Below are 16,726 nucleotides of genomic sequence, written 5' to 3'. Positions count from 1 at the left end.
GTTCGCGCTTCGCAGTGCTGCTTCCGTTCGGCCTACGGCCTCACTCCAGCAGCACTGCGAATCACCGATCCCAATTCCCCAACCCAATCTTTCATAACGCCTGGTACAGGAATTGGGGGCATCCCAGACTCTCAGTGATAGCTCGTATGCAAATGCGGAAACAGCGAAGCCGAATATCGTCTTTCTTCTGACAGACGACCACCGCTGGGATGGCTATCGTGCCGCCAACAACCATCGATTTAAAACGCCATACCTCGATCAGATCGCAGAATCCGGCACGCGATTCGACAATGCGTTCGTGACGTTAGCGATCTGTTCGCCCAGCCGAGCCGACTGTTTGACAGGGCGATTTTGCAGCGTGAATGGCGCGACTGCGGTTGGCAAAACGCCGCTCAACGAGGAGAAAAACAACGTTCGTACATAAGCTACGGGAAACCGGTTACACGGCGGGCGTCACCGGCAAACGGCATCTAAAAACGAGTCCAGCGGACTGCGGCTTCGATTTTGCATCTACTTGTTGGGGTGATGGCGGGGTTCTTCGACGATGTGGCTGCGGCCGAAGCGATTCGCTTCGATGCGCCGTCGAGCAAGGCTGGAAAACCGTTCGTGCTGTGGCTTTGCATGCAAGTGCCTCACATGGACGGCAAGCACATGCGGCTGGCGAAGCAAGAATACCTTGCCAAGCACGATGCCGACAAAATGCCCTTGCCCAGAACATGGAACGACGACCTGGAGGAAAAACCCTAGCACTTGAAGACGTCTCGCAATCGCACACAGGCGATCAAGCAAGGCTACGAAGACCCAGCTGCCATACGCGAGAGCACACCCGTGACTACGATGCGAGCGTCGAACAAATGAACGCAGCTGTTGGCCGGCTGATGAACAAAGTGCAGCACCGTGGCCTGAGTGAAAACACGTGATGCATCTTCATGGGCGACGATGGCTGGCTCCTTTGCGAGCACGGCATGACCAGTAAGGTGTTGCCCTACGAAGAGTCCCTACGAAGAGTCCATGCGAAGAGTCCATGCGAATTCCATTAGCGATTGCCGGACCGAAGACATCGGCACGGGTTTCCAGCGAACTAGTGTTGAATATTGATCTAACCGCAACGATCTACAAGTCGGCTGGTTTGCCCATCCCAACTTCGCTGCACGGTCGAAGCGGATTATCGATGGCAGGACTCCAGATGACTGGCGTGCCAGTGGTCCTTACGAAGCACCGACGCCGCAATTGGGCAGTCAACCGCTGTAGGCTGTGCGCGACGCGCGTTGGAAGCATGTCGAGACGTATGCAGATACAGCGTCGGGCAAGTTATTTACGAAACTGCATGACCTTCAGTCTGACGCGATCGAGAAAAACAATGTTGCTGCGATGCCTGAACACAGGGACTCACTGAGCTACCTGCGGACAACGCTGGCTAAACCGCAAACAAAGCCAGCCCCGCAAACCAAGACGGCACCGCCGAAAATCTCGTCGGCTGCCCGCAAAACCGCCACGGTGCTGTCCGCCGATGAACACGACACTGCGATGGGGCTGATTCCGGCCAAAGCAGTTTGATCGTTGTGGGACCGGCGTGTGCCTGCTGTACGGCGACATCGGTATCCTTTTTCCGGTTCCCAACATTGGCAGTTAGCGATTGGGACGGAATGGCGTTAGAGCCGCGAGAGCCAAAGCGTCTCGTAGGGCTCGACGACGACCGGCTGTTCCGTGGAATACTGTTTGTCGCTGAGCGTGTTTTCAAAAAACCTGGCCAAGCCAGCAGTCCGCAGCAGGTTGCCGTCAATCGCCTGCGGTTGATCCGAAAAGTTGGCTACCACCAAAATCCGACTGCCCGCATGGATCCGGGCAAAGCACAGCAGGTGCGGATTACCGGCAGCGTATATCTGAATGTCTTGTCCGGCAAATGCGGTAAGGTGCTTGCGTTTTTCGATCATCCGCTGCAAGCCTCGGAAGATCAATCGCCGAATCGACCGGTCGGCCAGGGCGTCATCGGTGTCAAGCGTTTCTTTCAAGTCATCCAAAAATTCCCAACGCATTTTCGGCCGATGAACCCAACGTGTGTCGCCTGCTTTGGCAGGGTCCTGGACGAACTCGTAATCGTTGAGCATGCCCCACTCTTCGCCCAGATACAGCAGCGGAATGCCGCCGATCGACAGCGTCACGCTTTGCAACAACAGCATGCGACGAACCGACAGCTCGATCTCTATGTTATCTTTCAACTCGATCGCGCGTTCGAGACCCGCCAGCGATGCGAGCGTACCTGCGATGCGCATGTCACCGGTTTCCAAGTTCTCCTGGAAGGGAATGCCTCTCGCAAACGATCCTTCGAATTGCCCCGTATAGAAACGATTCAGGAATTGCCGGTGCTCGTAAGCATTGATCCCGACATGAGCCGCATCGGCGTCATCAAAAGTCCATCCGATGTCGTCGTGACAGCGCAGGTAGTTCACCCACGCCGTTTGCGGTGGCAGCTTGTGATATCGCGAAAGCGATTGGCACAGCAGCGTCGTCTTGCGAGTCGCCAGCGACTCCCATAGTAGCGCCATCAATGTTGGGTTGTAAGAAATTTGGCACTCTTCGGGCGAAACGTATTTCAAGACGTCTTCGGGGTGGACGATTGCTTCGGACTTAAAGACCAATCCCGGCGTTGCGATCCTGGCCAATCGATTGAAGGCTTGAATCAGCTGATGAGCCTCGGGCAAATTTTCGCAACTCGTTCCCATCTGTTTCCAAATAAAAGCGACAGCATCCAAACGCAAAATATCGACGCCCGTGTTTGCGATGAAGAACATCTCTTCGGCCATCGCCCGAAAGACCGCTGGATTGCTGTAATTCAAATCCCATTGAAAACTGTTGAACGTGGTCCAGACCCAAGCCTGAGTGGCGTCGTGCCACGTGTAGCTGCCGCGGCGCACGGTCGGAAAGATATCGCGTAAGGTCGCTTGATACTGATCGGGCAAACTGCGATCGGGAAAGATGTAGTAAAAGTCTTGGTATTCGACGTCACCAGATTGAGCCAACTTTGCCCAACGATGGTCGTCGGACGTGTGGTTGAAGACAAAGTCCAGCACCAACAGTATGCCTTCCTCGTGCAACCTTGCCGCCAACTCGGTCAAGTCGTCGATGGTTCCGATTCGCGGATCGACGCTGCGATAATCGCTGATCGCGTATCCGCCGTCGCTGTCGCCGGGCCGAACGGCGAACAGGGGCATCAAGTGCAAGTAGGTAAGCCCAAGCTCTTTGAAGTAGTCGATCGAATCGGTCAGCTTACGTAAGTTGCCGCTGAACAGATCGACGTACAGAGCGCCGCCGACAATTTTCTCGCTGTGGAACCACTCAGGATTGTGCGTGCGCCGCCGATCCGATTCGACCAACTTCGCTGGTCGCTCGGCGCAAGCCTTTGCGGCGGTGACGAGAATCTGTTCCAAGTGGAAAAAGAAATCGTATCGCTGGCCATAGAGTCCGCGCAACAAAGAGAACAACTCCGGCCAAAACTCGTCGAGTCGCTTAAGGAAAGCGGCTTGTGTTTCCGAATCGACATCAAGGGAGGCCAGGCACTCATCTACTCGCGACATCAACCGACGCAGCGTTAATTCGGCCTCGTATGCATCGCGCGAAGCGGAGCGACGCGTCAGATTAGACGTGGCTACATTATCCGGATCGAGAGGCGTTCCATTATGCTTCGATCGAGTCATTGGGGATGCGAATGTTGTCTAGGAAGTTGTAGTATGCGATGCCTTCCAGGACACCGCGCGCGTGAGAAGTCTCGGCAAAATAAACCCGAGGCTTACCCTTGAGTCGCTTGAGTTCTTTGTCGTGGTTGGCGACGACGACGCCCAGCGTCCGCCCCATGATCATTCCCGCATCATTGCCAGAGTCGCCAGCAACGAGCATTTTTTCGGGCGAAAAGCCCCATTTGTACAGCAAATGACGCATCGAGAAGTCGCTGCCGCCGCGAACGGGAACGATATCAAGATAGGCGCCCAGCGACATGATCACTCTAGCTCGCAAACCGGCTTCACGCAGCTTTTTTTTGATTCGCGAAATGGACGGGGCAATTTCGGTGTTCAGCAGATAACTGATCTTGTATTCGGATTGATTCACATCGGGCTGGATTTCAAATCCTGGCAGCGTCGCACACAGCTCACGAATTTTCGCAGGTTGCCAAGCGAAACCGATCTGCTTGCGCCAACTGAAATCCGGCGTCAGTGTTGGTCCGTAATGCAGCTGAGTGCCCGCATCGGTGTCGATCACGTCGGGCCGGGGCAGGTTAAGTTCCTCGATCAACTCCATCGCAGAATCGAGTCGTCGTCCCGTTGCGATGCCAAAACCGATGTGATCGTTTTGCGCGATCATGTCCGCGAACTCTCGAAGCGACTCTTCATCGCCCGTCAACGTGTTGTCCAGATCGGTCACGATGATGCGATCGAATTGCGGCAATCGGCGTTGGCGAGCCGTCGCGATCAACGCGGGCACAGGCGAGCGACGAAGGATATCGTCGAGATCGCGAAGATATCGCCGTGCGTGGTTGTGCCATGCATAGTGTTTCCGCGTCCCGTCGATGCCTGATTGCGACCACGATTGCCAATTCTCAGGTTCGGTCAACGCACGCAGCAACGCATTCTCGATCGCCTGCCCATCCAGCGGATCGACCAACAATCCGTTTTCACAATTAGCGACAATATCACGAGGACCACCGTCGTTGGTGGCGACGATCGGAAGTCCCGTGGCACCCGCTTCCAACAATGTCAACCCAAATGGTTCGGTCAACGCCGCGTTGACGAACACGCCGCCAAGTGATGTCGCGAACCGATACAGTTCCGGCACATCGCTGGGTTTGTGAGTCTTGGGATAGGCGACCTTGCCGTACAGATCGTAAAGATCGATCTGTTTCCAAACATCCTTGATGATTTTCGCCTGTGCGTTGGGCAAATCGTCCACGTTGTCATGGGTGCCCATGATCAGCACCAAGTTCGCAAGCGACTGCAACTCACTGCTTTCGCCATAGACTTGGACCAACTTGCACAGATTTTTGCGTTCGTCGGGTCTCGCCATCGCCAAAATCATTGGCTTGGACGAGTCGGTTAGAAAACGATTGATGGAACTCGCAATCTCGGGTGATTCCAGTGCTGGTTGATCCTCGGCCGAGGGCGGCGAGAACTGTACAAGGTCGACCCCCGGTGGAATCACCTCCATGCGATCGGGCGCATAGTGGTCATATAACTCGTACTGCAGCTCGACTTCTTGGTTGGTGCTGGTCACAACCATCGACGCGGTTTCAAGTGCGAACTCTTCAGCTTCGATTCGCGTTTTGAGCTTGTACTTCTTTTCCAATGCCGCCGCTTTCTCGGGCCCTTGATCGGCCAACAATCGTTGACGCTTGACGCGGCCCAGCGAGTGACCGGTGAACACAAATGGGATGTGCAGCAACCTTGCCAATTGCGCCCCCGCTTGACCGGCATCGGCGTAGTGCCCGTGGATCAAATCGGGAATACCGCTGCGGCGAAAGTGAACGAGTGCTTGGTCGACGAACAGTTCCAAGTACGGCCACAGACCTTCTTTGCGTATGTACCGCTTGGGGCCGAATGGGATGCGAATGATTTTCGCGTTCTCGGCAATCGGCTCTTCGACCTTGGCATAGTCTTCGTGGCAGCGCGGGTCGATGATTTGACGCGTCAATAACTCGACGCTGCCGATCTCGGATTGGGCCGCAAGCTCTCTCGCCAATTCAATGACGTATTTGATTTGTCCACCGGTGTCGACGTCTTTGCCCAGTTCTAAGTCGTGTCCGCGGACCAAACCGTGCAGCGAGATCAAGGTGACTTTTAGTGGCTGCTCTGCATCAAGAAGACTCATATCACTTGTCAAGTATTGGATGTTTTAATTCGAAAACATTGACCCGAACAGTCGTTCAGCACACCGCTGCAAGCCAAAACACTAAGAAAACCACGGTACCAGATAGAGCCAGGGCATGTTGAAACGATTCGAAAGGCACCCCGCAATCAGTTGCTAAAGGTCAAGGAAATGCCTTAGCCCGTCCAATACTCCGCACGTCGCATTTCGCTTTGCCAAAACCAAGTCGCCGGAATCGCGATGATGATGCCGGGCTGCCTGGATCAATGAATCTGCGGCATTGGCGACCACGATGGATCGAACGCCCGAGACCATCGCCGCGGTGTCGTTTCCTGAGTCGCCTGCGAAAACGATTTGTTTGTGATCAAAACCCTGGCTTTCTCGCCACCAATGCAGCCCGAACGCTTTGTTGACACCCTTTGGCAGTAAGTCCAACAACCCACGCGAATCAATCGGGTCGACGCTGATGACCATTTGCAATGGAGCCCCTTGGTCGGCAATCCACTCGCTCGTTCGTTTTTCGATCAAGCTTAGGTCTGGGCCGTCAAAGTAGAAACTGCACTTTGCGTTTGTTTGCCGCGTCGCATCCTGCAACTCCAATGGCAACCCGGCCGATCGAACGCCCTCGCAGATCCTGGCGTGTGTCCAGCCCTGCAAATTGTTCGTCATCGCAGCTTGGTAGACCTCACTGATGCCGTAACCTTGATCGCCCGCGCGTTCCATCAAACAGGAACCGACGTCACACAGGATCGCGTCGGGAGGCGGCAGTCGGAACTGTTCGATCGCGTCAATGGTCAGCGAGTACGAACGTCCCGTTACAAACAAAAGTTTCAATCCGGCGTCTACGATCAAAGTCGATAACTTAGAAAGTGCCTCGACTTCCAAAGACTCGTCGAGGTTCGGAATCAGGGTTCCATCCAAATCGGTCGCGAGTACAGCGATTGGGACTTTCATTTGTCGTTCCACAACATGGATCACGGTAGGTGCGGCCCCCAGCATTTGCGAAGGGGGTCGACGAAACGGACATCGCAAAATCGGCCGCAGGATATGCGAATCCTAACACGAAGCATCACCGGGTGAACCGCTGCACAGCCAACCCAGAATCGATCGGCCAATCGAACATGGCGAAAGGATCGTTGCGAAGCAAGTCGGGCTCAACCCAATGCAGGCAGCGACCAATGCTCGATTCGCCATTCACCGAGTTTCGGATGAACCAAGATAAGTTTGCCCGCAACGCTTGATTGGATCGCCCAGGCAGCAGACTCAGCGTGGCTGGTTCCGGCCCAAGCCAGCAACGCCAGCATGCCGCGGCCCTGGTGACGTGGCGTTTCGAATACGGCAGTGGCGTGATAGGGCGCGGCGATGTGGCTGCGCGACGTTGTATCGTCCAACCGGTTGTCCCACTGTGGATGGGCGTTACCGGCCAGAAGTTGCAGGGCGGTTCCGCTGTCACTGCCGTTCCACGCACTCAGGTATGTGCCGGGGTCGGACAACAACGGGTCGGAGTCCGCCAACGGCAAGGCATAACCGCCGCAGCGCATCACGACGGGTTGCCGGGCATCGTAGTCGTGAATCTGAAAAACCCAGCCGGCGTTCCACCAGACTCCCGTTTCGACACCGGTGTTCGCTTGGCCGATCTTGAAGCCGAGGCTGTAGCTGTAATAGACGTGGTCGGTTTCCATTTCCACGGCAACGGTCGAGTGTCTGCCAAAGACCCGCCCATCGTCGAGTTCCGCAGTCAACGCAGAGTCCAGTGACCAGTTCGTCTCGTTTGGAAATGCCAACGTGAAGCTGACACCCGTGCGATAAGCGGTCTTGCTCCACTTCCACGCACCATAGCGCAGTTGTGAGTTCGAAATCTGCGAACCGGCGTTCACGATTTCGACCGCGCCACCGACGCTGCGCACCACCAATCCAGCCGGCTTGATGACGTGCGCATGATCACCCGTCTCGGAAGGCAGCGACTGTTCGGGCGCGCTCCAGAATGGATGGTCGGGTGGGATCAGCAAGGGAGCGAAACCTTTCGCGGCCCAATACGGCGACGAAGCGCAAGAGTAGGTTTCCATGAGCGACTCAAACTCATCCGTCCAGCCGAGCGACAGACAACCTTGCTGTTGCTGGATCGGTTTGGAGAGAAAAAAATCCAGGTTCCGTGTGCAGAGCCGGCGAACCAACCCGTAATCGAGGTCGCAACAGTCTTCCGCAACGGTCATACCGAAGACATTCAGGCAATTGAAACGGTAGGAGATCGATCGCCCAAAGGCCGGGTGCTCTCCACTGGCCGCAAAGAAGTGTTGATAGTCAACGACGAACGGCCGGGCCCACTCTCGCCAACGCTTCGCACGTTCGGGATTCCCCTCGCCGTACAGCCGCGCCCACATCAACCCGTAGAAGTGAAAGGCGTAAGCGTTGTAATGATCATAGGCTTGGTTGATCCCGTCTTCGAACCAGCCTCCGCCGCGATGCATCAGTTCTAGGCGAGTCAGAAACTCATCCACGATCGGACGGTCGGTGGGGCGACCGTATCCGTGTTGCATGAGAAATTCCAGGATGTGGACTCCCATGAAATAATGATTGTTGTTGACGATGCCATTGCCACGCGACGTGCCGAGCCAGCGCGCGACAAGATCTTTTTCGTCTTTCGACAACGGATCCCAAAGCTGTTCCGGTGCGATTTGTAACGCAATGGTCAGCAGGCCAATCTCGACGTGGTGCTGGTGGTAGTTCGCGTCGGGGCCCCAATAGTGTTCGCTCGCCGGATCGGCGCCGATCACCAACCCCGCGCGAAACCATTGGGCGATTTTCTCGCGAAACGCTTCGTCGCTGGGACTCGACGGCGTCTGCAACCAATGGGCTGCCAGCAACAGCGGGCGAGCAAACGATTCCAGCCGGTCGGCTTGGCGGTCGTGGTCGCTCGCCGGGCCGATGATGTCAAGGTCGGCTCGCCCCGACTGCATCAGCGCAGCGAGTGGCTCGAGCAGTTTGCGGGCGGCGTTCTGCCAATGACGATAGGATTCGGGTATCACGGATTGGGTTGCTTCGGGATGAGAGATGTGAGCCAACGCGGCGAGCAGACGCCCTGTCCGTTGTCGCAGCTAATTTGCCGGGCATGGGCGTAGCGGAACCCAAAACGCCATGAAGTCCAAAGGGGCCATCATAAATATTAATGATTTAAAACGATAGCCACCAGTGAAAGAGACCAGCCGCGGTTAAAAGGACTCGACGGCCAGCTTCACCACGCCGATTTCAAGTAACAGATTCGCAAAACGCCGCTGTTCGCCGGTGGCAATCATCAGCGTTGTGCGGGGTGATGCGATCTTGTCGTAGAACGCCCAACGCTCCATTTGCGTCCACGTCACGGCATCGTCCAGTCGTTGTCGGTACAGCTTGTGAATGGGCGGATGAAAATCGTCGGGTGCCTCCATGACGGTCGCGGCCTGTACTGGCACCGCAGTCAGCAATACGTCCAACACCGTCAGCGCGTCCACCGTGCCAGGCGTCAGATTGAGGTGAACGACGCTCGCATTCGGACCGCGATTGCCAGCGACGGGAAAATTGCCGTCCGCGATCAGCACTTGCGAGAAGTGGCCGGACGCGGCCAGCGCAGCAAGGATACCCGGGTGAATCAACGAAGTCTTCAACATGATAATTCAGCAGTTCCATCGCGAGAGTTAGCTTGACGCGTTGCCGTTCATTGGCGGGCTGCCGGATTCTAACCCAAGACGCAGGCGAGCTTCACGGCCGCTTGAACTGATACAGTATTGTTTACCAACCGCAATGAGAAAATCAGGGCATCATCTGACCAGGCGCGCCCGATAAGTCGATGAAGTGACCTGAACCAACTTGCCAGCACTTTGAATTTCAAGGCACACAGGAATTGATTCATGGCGTGGAACCTCTTTTTACTTCTGACGGCCTGCTCGGCGGGTTTTGTACCGTCAGCGACATTTGCCAAGGAGCATCCGCCCAACTTTGTCGTCATCTTCACCGATGACCAAGGGTATGCCGACGTCGGATGTTTCGGGTCACCAGACATTCGTACGCCTCGGCTAGATGCGATGGCAGCCGACGGCATGAAGTTCACAAGCTTCTATGCGCAACCCGTGTGCGGACCGTCGCGAGCGGCGCTGATGACTGGATGCTATCCGATGCGTGTTGCCGAACGCGGAAACGAAAAACAGGTCCATCCGATTCTTCACAGTGAAGAAATCACGGTGGCGGAGGTTTTGAAAACGAAAGGCTACGCGACCGCTTGCTTCGGAAAGTGGGACTTAGCCAAGCACTCCCAGAAAGCCTTTTTTGCGGACCTGCTGCCCACCCGACAAGGCTTCGACTATTTCTTTGGGACGCCAACCAGCAACGACACGATCGCCAACCTATATCGCAACGAAGAGCTGATCGAACCGAACGCGGATATGGCGACGCTGACCCAGCGGTACACCGACGAAGCAATCGGTTTTATGAAACAGAATCAAGCGAAGCCGTTCTTCATCTACATACCGCATTCCATGCCGCACACTCGATTGGATGCTTCGGCACCGTTCAAAAGAAAGAGCAAACGCGGCCTGTATGGGGACGTCATCGAAGAAATCGATTTTAACGTCGGCCGGATTATTGACTCCGTTACCGAACTCGGATTGGCGGACAATACCTACGTGATTTTCACAAGCGATAACGGCCCATGGTTGATCAAAAACACCAATCACGCCGACGGACATCTACCAAGCGACCACGGCGGTTCGGCAGGCACGCTTCGTAGCGGGAAGACGTCCACCTTCGAAGGCGGCGTGCGAGTTCCCTTCATCGTTTGGGGCCCCGGCCGAGTTCCTGCGGGGACGACGTGCGATTCAATCGCCAGCACGCTTGACGTTCTGCCGACGTTAGCGGCGCTATCGGGTGCCGCGGCTCCGCCGGATCGAGTGATCGATGGCGAAGACATTCGGCATCTGATCCATGGCGAGTTTGACAAGGCCGACGCCGACAAGACGCATTTTTACTACTTGCGAGTCCGACTGCAGGCCGTTCGTCAAGGCAAATGGAAGTTGCACCTTCCTCGCGAAAAAGAACCGAGCGACGTGGCCCCGTTCACACAGAATCGACACATCGCACCGGAGGATCGCGTTGGTTTCGATACTCCTTTCTTGGTGGATCTCGACAACGACATCGGCGAGACGACGAATGTGGCCGACCAACATCCGCAGGTTACCCAGCGGTTGCTTGCGCTGGCTGAGTCGATGCGTTCGGATCTCGGCGACTTCGACCGAGTCGGCAAGAACATGCGATTCTTCGATCTCGAGGGTCCACGGCCGACGAAACCACCGTTGCCAAAGCAGCGTGTGCCGGCGAAGGCAAAACTCAAATCAAACCGCTAGCCGAAGTGCCGCGAATCTGTCGATTCGGTTGCCCCCAACCGACCGTCAATTCCGTGTATCGAAGGCATTTTGATCACCTTCGATGAGCAACCAATCCGTATTGGGCTTTAGATGAGAATAGGTTTGGCGTTGTCCATCGGGCCAGGTGACCGTGACCTCGCATTCGCCAATCAAGTCGCCCAACCCGACGCGAAGGATACGTTCATTGCTGCACATGTAACCATCACCCGAAGTCAGGGCCGCGATCCACCGCTGATCAGAGGAATGCACTTCCACGACTGATCCGATCGCGTCGCGAGAACTCTGGCGACCGACCAACTGCAATCCGATCCAGTTTCCCGGCTTTTCGGTCCGATTGACCAGCAACGCCACCGGCTCGGTCTGGTGCGTGACCGCAAAATCGGTCAGCCCGTCGCGGTTGATGTCGAGCGTCCACAACGCACGGCCGACATGATTCGCACTCAGGTAATCGCCTCCGATGGCCTGTTCAATCGACTCGAATTCGCCCAGCGAATTTCGTTGAAAAACCTGCATCGGCTGTGCATGCGGGGCCGAGTCGTCCTCGGGATAGGCAGCATCGACATGGCCGTTGGATACGACCAACTCTAAGACCCCATCATTATCAAGATCGACGGCCTCCGTACCGAACCCGACCATGGTCAAAGACGGCGAATACAGTTTCTGTGCCATCGTTTGATCCCGCCACACGCCATCGTTTACTTGTTCGTGGTAAGTGTTGCATTCTTTGTCGAAATTGGTGACGTAGAAATCAAAATCACCATCGCGATCAAAGTCGCCCGTTGCGATCCCCATCGAACCTTGATACGGCGACCCATGGTTCGATCCCAGCCCTCTTACAACGGCTGACTCACCGAACGGGAGCTCAGTGTTCTCGGGCCAACTCCAATAGTGATTGGGGGATTGATCATTGGCGACGAAGACGTCGACACCCGGATCGTGATCGAAGGCCCCAATGGTCACGCCCAATCCTCGGCCTGGGCTCTCGGGCAATCCCCACGCTTCTGTTCGATCGACCAGATTCCCGGTTCCCGTGTTGTGGAGAAAACGATCGGGAGAAGCCGAAAAATTCAGCGGCCCACATGCTCGCGACCGACCTCCATCCCCGCACGTTTTGCTCACTTGCTCGAGACCATCGCCGTAACTAAGCACGACCACGTCGGCGAGCCCGTCTTGGTCCAAGTCGGCAATGGCGCCACTGGACGACCAGTCCAGTTTTCGATCCGCTTGTTCCATCAGCTCGGTAGCGTTCGTGAATGTTCCGTCGCCGTTGTTGATGAACAGCGTGTTGGCGCCATAGTTCAATGCCAACAGATCCAGAAAACCATCTTCATTGACATCACCAACCGCGATTCCCTGACCAAATCCTGTCTCATTTGTTTCGGAACCTCGCGTGACGTCGACGAAGGACCCATTTTGATTGCGCCAAAGCGAATTTGAATTTGAATCACGATGTGGCGGAGTACCACCGGCCGCCGCCAGATACAGGTCGCTCCAGCCATCAAGGTCAAAATCGATTGCTCCGCCGCCGCAGCCCAGTGTCTTGAAAATCTTGATGCCGGGGCGATCCAAATCGTCAGCCGTACGGCCGAAAAAATTCAGCGATCTTTCACCCGCTTCGTTCACCAAACGAATGCGACCAGGTTCGCTTGCCCTGCGAATCGCAACGTTACTTTGCTTTGAAGATTTCAGCGGATCCAGCTCGAGTTCAGGAAGGGCGAGGTTAGTCAGATCCATTCCAAGCTCCGGGTGGCCCGCCTCCGACTGCCACGGAGTTCCTGCATTCATCGTTGCAACGATCGAATCACGGACTTGCTTGACGGAAATGGTTTTGTCGGGCGGTAGCTTCGTCGCAATCGACGCCCACGCTTCGGCTTCCCACAATCGGCCGAGCGACTGTGCGGCTTTGGACATTTCAATCGTATTGGACTGAGACGGAGAATGCCGAAACTGAGACTTTGCATCGCTGAAGCGCGTCAGCAACGCCACACGGTCTTGAATCGCTTCGATAATTGTCTGATCCAGTCCGTGATCATCCTGAGGGATCTGTTCCAGCGAAGTCGCCAACTTGGCCCAGGCTTCTCGGCCACCGGCATCCCGCCTCGCCGCTTCCCAATAGGCGCGGACGGCCTGCCGATCCTGCTGACGAGACCAGCACCAATCTCCGACTGCCAGCCAATATCCCGTGTACTCGCGGATGCTATCGGGAGCATCGACAACGAGCGCCAAAAATTCGCCGTCACCTTCCGACGCGACCAGCACTCGGCATTGCAGCTCGATCGCAGGCAGATGTTCCGGATGCAACTTCAGTACGCTGCGCAGCACTGTGGCGGCTTGTCCAAATTTGCCTTGATCAAAATGCAGCTTGGCTTCGGCGACGAGCGGACGCTTATCACTCGGATGACGTTTGGCAAATTCGATGAATGAATCCAGTCGGTCCGTTCCCGATTCGGTGTAACTCAGTGACAGAAGCAACCGCAAATCAAACCGACGGTGCTGCACCAGAAAGCGACCGTGAGGGATTGCCCGACGTCGATTTTCCGATCCCCAACACAGATCGTAAAACGTTTGTCGGATCGAGTGCTGCATCGGATCCGACTCAAGTGACTCTTCCAATAGATCCATACAGTCGTAGAGTCGCCCGACCTTCAACAACGCATCCGTCGCCTGATTCAACCGCGCTGGATTTCCCAACGACTCGGCGCGGCAAGCATCAATCATCAGATCGGCAGCAACGTCAAGCTTGCCGACATTCTGTGCGGCACTCGCTACCAACTGGATGACCTCAGCATCATCCGGATGTTGTGTTAACACAGCGCTGGACAACTGCCAGGCTTCTTGCCACTTGCGTTGGCTAACCGCGCGATGCAGTTGCCCGAGTGGGTCATCCGAAACACTCGCTTCGGCTGCTTTTTTCAAGGGCTTATCCTGAGTCCGATTGCATCCAGCAATCGCCGACAGCCCCCAAAGCGAGAGCAGGGCAACCGCATGGGAAAGCAATGTTCGGCTTGAGTCTCGCCGATCGAGCCAAGGACGAGCCTCGCCGATCTTATCGCCAGCAACGATAGGAATGCTCCGCTGAATGAAAGGAAGCTGATTGAATGGACATCGTCCGTCGTCGAAGCGACATCGAGCTAAGCCTAGTACGAGCGATCCTGGTTGGACAGCGTCACTTTCAAGCGAAATCTTCCGATGCCGGTGCTTAGATGCCGGTGCTTAGATGTAGGTGCACTGTGCAAGAGAGAACTGAGGCAGAACGCTTGCGGCATGAAGTTGGCTTTCAAGTTGGCGAGTCTTCCCAAGGCTCGTACGGACCGCGACTCTGTCGCAAAGCCCTCTTTGTTCTATCGATGTTCTATCGATGTCCAAACGCCACGCTGGAACAAGCGGATGACGCGAGGGGGGGGACACAACCGCCTTGGCTAGTGCTCTGTCAATATGAAAACGTGGGGTAGGCATCCTGCCTTTTTATACCCCACAAGTCTGCTGTTCATTTTCCGGGCCGAAGGCCCAGCATTTTACCTAGCCCAGCCCGCAGGGCTGGGTGACGGGAATACGTAACTATCGGAGGGCCAACGGCCCGGCAGTTTAACCATCCATCGCAAACTGCCGGGCCTTTGGCCCTGGGCGGCGTATTGGTCCGATCGTTTCCCAGGCCGATGGCCTGGGCTAGGCAAACCAATGGCCCGTTGGGCCGGAAAATCGTGAGCCAAATCGCTTGCACGAGTTGTGGGGTATAAACAGGCATCCTGCCTGCCAATGCGCAGATATTGCAAATCGCAGGTTGGAAGCCTACGCCACGAAAGCGCTAACCCTGAAATTGAGTGTTGACAGAGCACTAGACGAAAAAATACTTGAATTCGCCCCGTTGAACGGGTACATTTTGCCTAGCCCTCCACCCTGCACACGTGACCAACTACCAACTGGGCATGGCACAGCACCTTGTCCCCTTCTTTTTCGCGTGGTTTTGCGAAATTTGCAGCAACCGCTAGCTCGGTATGCAGCCGCCGACTGGGCGAATGCGGCAATGTCGCAAATGATCAACCCCATGACTCAAAAGATCATTGTCGCCCGCTGGGCTTCTGCGATATTTGATTGGGCTGGGCTGGTGCGGCACCGGTTTCGCGCTAACGTAGAGTGTTCGTTCGTCGAACTTTCTTCGCCAATGGTGACGAAATCAACTCGTATCGACTGGCTCGATATCCAATCTTTTTTTCTTGTTCTTAGGAGTGTCTGGTAATGCAAAACACAAGTTCTAGAAGAGGCTTCACGCTTGTGGAGCTTCTGGTCGTGATCGCCATCATTGGGGTGCTGGTCGGCCTGCTACTGCCGGCGGTTCAGGCCGCTCGCGAAGCTGCTCGCCGTATGAGCTGCAGCAACAACTTCAAGCAACTCGGCTTGGCAGTCCACAATTACCACAGCGCGTACAAAAAGATTTCAGACTTCCAGGGTGGAACGTACAATTACGGTTCGTCTGCAGTCCCGCCAACGGCAAACACCGACAACAACCTGAGCCACTTGCCCGGCCTGATGCCGTTCATGGAGCAACAGGCACTTTGGGAGCAGATTTCAAACCCTTGGCTGGTTCCTACAACCGCGCCAAACCCAGGCACCATTCAAGCAATGGGCCCTGATCCGAACTTAAGTCTGACGAATCACTCCAACATTGAAAATTACGATCCTTGGTTGACGAACGTTCCGACGTTGCGTTGTCCAAGCGATCCTGGTGTTGGCTTGCCCGCTCAAGGGCGAACAAACTATGCCGCTTGTCTTGGCGATTCCTACATCTTCCACAACGGTTGGGATGCCATCGGCGGTAACGGAGTTCCATGGCGGAATGGCGACGGCCGACGCACACCACAACTGGAAGGCCAGTCACGTGGCTTCTATGTCCCCCGAATCAAGGGCCGGTCATTCAGTGAAGTCACCGACGGCTTGGCAAACACGATTTGCATGGGCGAAATCCCCACCGGACTTGGCGACAGCGACACTCGCACACAAGCGGGCATTTCAGGCGGCAACAACCACTCTGGCAATAACAGGCTCGACATTCGGGCATGTGCTGGTTGGATTGATCCGCTGCGACCCCAGTTCTGGGACCCGACCGTCACTTCGCGTTCTAACCCCGGCGAAACCGAACGCGGTTATAAGTGGGCCTCGGGTCGTGCCTGGTATTCGGGTGGCTACACCATTTTCCCGCCCAACAGCCATGCCTGTGCTGGCCGAAACGAAACCACCACGGTCAACGCTCCTTTCGGAAGTCGCCACCAGGGCGGTTGTCACGTGCTGATGGGTGACGGAGCCGTCAAGTTCATCACCGACTCCATCGAGTCGGGCGCCTCGGGTGCCGCGGGCCAACATGTGATCAGTTACGGGAACACAGACGACTTCGGTTCGGCAAGCTTCTTCGGTCTGTGGGGTGCCCTCGGTACCCGCAACGGAAATGAAGTCATCGACGAAGAGATCTAGGGCTTCCCAATCAG

Annotated in this window: 12 protein-coding genes; 6 read left to right on the top strand and 6 right to left on the bottom strand. The window is 55.8% G+C overall.

What is annotated here, in order from left to right:
* The first annotated feature begins 112 nt into the window (after positions 1-112).
* The 4 genes from Poly51_RS31470 to Poly51_RS31460 all read left to right on the top strand — a co-directional run bounded on the left by Poly51_RS31470 (position 113) and on the right by Poly51_RS31460 (position 1,557).
* A complete protein-coding gene (locus Poly51_RS31470; protein ID WP_246114773.1) occupies positions 113-424 on the top strand; it encodes a sulfatase-like hydrolase/transferase in 312 nt (103 codons plus the stop codon).
* A 101-nt stretch (positions 425-525) separates the two neighbouring features.
* Positions 526-747 carry a hypothetical protein gene (locus tag Poly51_RS31465; RefSeq protein ID WP_246114772.1) on the top strand — a complete coding sequence of 74 codons (222 nt, stop codon included), beginning with the start codon at positions 526-528 and terminating at the stop codon, positions 745-747.
* Positions 748-1,024: 277 nt separating this feature from the next.
* The gene (locus tag Poly51_RS31920; RefSeq protein WP_390621807.1) at positions 1,025-1,396 is read left to right on the top strand and encodes a hypothetical protein; all 372 of its coding nucleotides are present in this window, start codon (positions 1,025-1,027) and stop codon (positions 1,394-1,396) included.
* Positions 1,372-1,557 (top strand): hypothetical protein, encoded by a 186-nt coding sequence (locus Poly51_RS31460; RefSeq protein ID WP_246114771.1) that lies wholly within the window; start codon positions 1,372-1,374, stop codon positions 1,555-1,557. Before Poly51_RS31920 ends, Poly51_RS31460 begins: the two co-directional genes overlap by 25 nt.
* 95 nt (positions 1,558-1,652) lie before the next feature.
* Here the strand turns inward: Poly51_RS31460 and Poly51_RS26095 are convergent, their stop codons facing one another.
* The 5 genes from Poly51_RS26095 to Poly51_RS26075 all read right to left on the bottom strand — a co-directional run bounded on the left by Poly51_RS26095 (position 1,653) and on the right by Poly51_RS26075 (position 9,497).
* Entirely contained in the window at positions 1,653-3,575 is a 1,923-nt protein-coding gene (locus Poly51_RS26095) for an alpha-amylase family glycosyl hydrolase (protein WP_146461614.1), read from the bottom strand.
* Between the two features lie 100 nt (positions 3,576-3,675).
* Complete coding sequence (locus Poly51_RS26090; protein ID WP_146461612.1) at positions 3,676-5,856, bottom strand: HAD-IIB family hydrolase; 2,181 nt, start codon at positions 5,854-5,856, stop codon at positions 3,676-3,678.
* Between the two features lie 153 nt (positions 5,857-6,009).
* On the bottom strand, positions 6,010-6,807 hold the full coding sequence (locus tag Poly51_RS26085) for an HAD-IIB family hydrolase (RefSeq protein ID WP_186775817.1): 798 nt from the start codon (positions 6,805-6,807) through the stop codon (positions 6,010-6,012).
* Between the two features lie 200 nt (positions 6,808-7,007).
* On the bottom strand, positions 7,008-8,879 hold the full coding sequence (locus Poly51_RS26080) for a DUF2264 domain-containing protein (RefSeq protein WP_186775816.1): 1,872 nt from the start codon (positions 8,877-8,879) through the stop codon (positions 7,008-7,010).
* A 183-nt stretch (positions 8,880-9,062) separates the two neighbouring features.
* Complete coding sequence (locus tag Poly51_RS26075) at positions 9,063-9,497, bottom strand: RbsD/FucU family protein (protein WP_146461606.1); 435 nt, start codon at positions 9,495-9,497, stop codon at positions 9,063-9,065.
* Positions 9,498-9,737: 240 nt separating this feature from the next.
* Here Poly51_RS26075 and Poly51_RS26070 point away from each other — a divergent pair, with 240 nt between their 5' ends.
* Complete coding sequence (locus tag Poly51_RS26070; RefSeq protein ID WP_146461604.1) at positions 9,738-11,225, top strand: sulfatase family protein; 1,488 nt, start codon at positions 9,738-9,740, stop codon at positions 11,223-11,225.
* Between the two features lie 45 nt (positions 11,226-11,270).
* Here Poly51_RS26070 and Poly51_RS26065 read toward each other — a convergent pair whose 3' ends face one another.
* The gene (locus Poly51_RS26065; protein ID WP_246114770.1) at positions 11,271-14,162 is read right to left on the bottom strand and encodes an FG-GAP-like repeat-containing protein; all 2,892 of its coding nucleotides are present in this window, start codon (positions 14,160-14,162) and stop codon (positions 11,271-11,273) included.
* A 1,320-nt stretch (positions 14,163-15,482) separates the two neighbouring features.
* Here Poly51_RS26065 and Poly51_RS26060 point away from each other — a divergent pair.
* Positions 15,483-16,712 carry a DUF1559 family PulG-like putative transporter gene (locus Poly51_RS26060; RefSeq protein WP_146461600.1) on the top strand — a complete coding sequence of 410 codons (1,230 nt, stop codon included), beginning with the start codon at positions 15,483-15,485 and terminating at the stop codon, positions 16,710-16,712.
* The last annotated feature ends 14 nt before the right edge of the window (positions 16,713-16,726 follow it).

The sequence above is a fragment of the Rubripirellula tenax genome (assembly GCF_007860125.1).
GTDB lineage: Bacteria > Planctomycetota > Planctomycetia > Pirellulales > Pirellulaceae > Rubripirellula > Rubripirellula tenax.
This window is presented reverse-complemented; position numbering and strand designations above follow the sequence as displayed.

Bases quoted from the DNA above. Each gene is read 5' to 3' on its own strand.
- Poly51_RS26095 (WP_146461614.1), bottom strand. From the start codon at position 3,575: ATGTCGCGAGTAGATGAGTGCCTGGCCTCCCTTGATGTCGATTCGGAA.
- Poly51_RS26070 (WP_146461604.1), top strand. From the start codon at position 9,738: ATGGCGTGGAACCTCTTTTTACTTCTGACGGCCTGCTCGGCGGGTTTT.
- Poly51_RS26075 (WP_146461606.1), bottom strand. From the start codon at position 9,497: ATGTTGAAGACTTCGTTGATTCACCCGGGTATCCTTGCTGCGCTGGCC.
- Poly51_RS31460 (WP_246114771.1), top strand. From the start codon at position 1,372: ATGCCTGAACACAGGGACTCACTGAGCTACCTGCGGACAACGCTGGCT.
- Poly51_RS26085 (WP_186775817.1), bottom strand. From the start codon at position 6,807: ATGAAAGTCCCAATCGCTGTACTCGCGACCGATTTGGATGGAACCCTG.
- Poly51_RS31920 (WP_390621807.1), top strand. From the start codon at position 1,025: ATGCGAATTCCATTAGCGATTGCCGGACCGAAGACATCGGCACGGGTT.
- Poly51_RS31465 (WP_246114772.1), top strand. From the start codon at position 526: ATGGCGGGGTTCTTCGACGATGTGGCTGCGGCCGAAGCGATTCGCTTC.
- Poly51_RS26060 (WP_146461600.1), top strand. From the start codon at position 15,483: ATGCAAAACACAAGTTCTAGAAGAGGCTTCACGCTTGTGGAGCTTCTG.
- Poly51_RS26090 (WP_146461612.1), bottom strand. From the start codon at position 5,856: ATGAGTCTTCTTGATGCAGAGCAGCCACTAAAAGTCACCTTGATCTCG.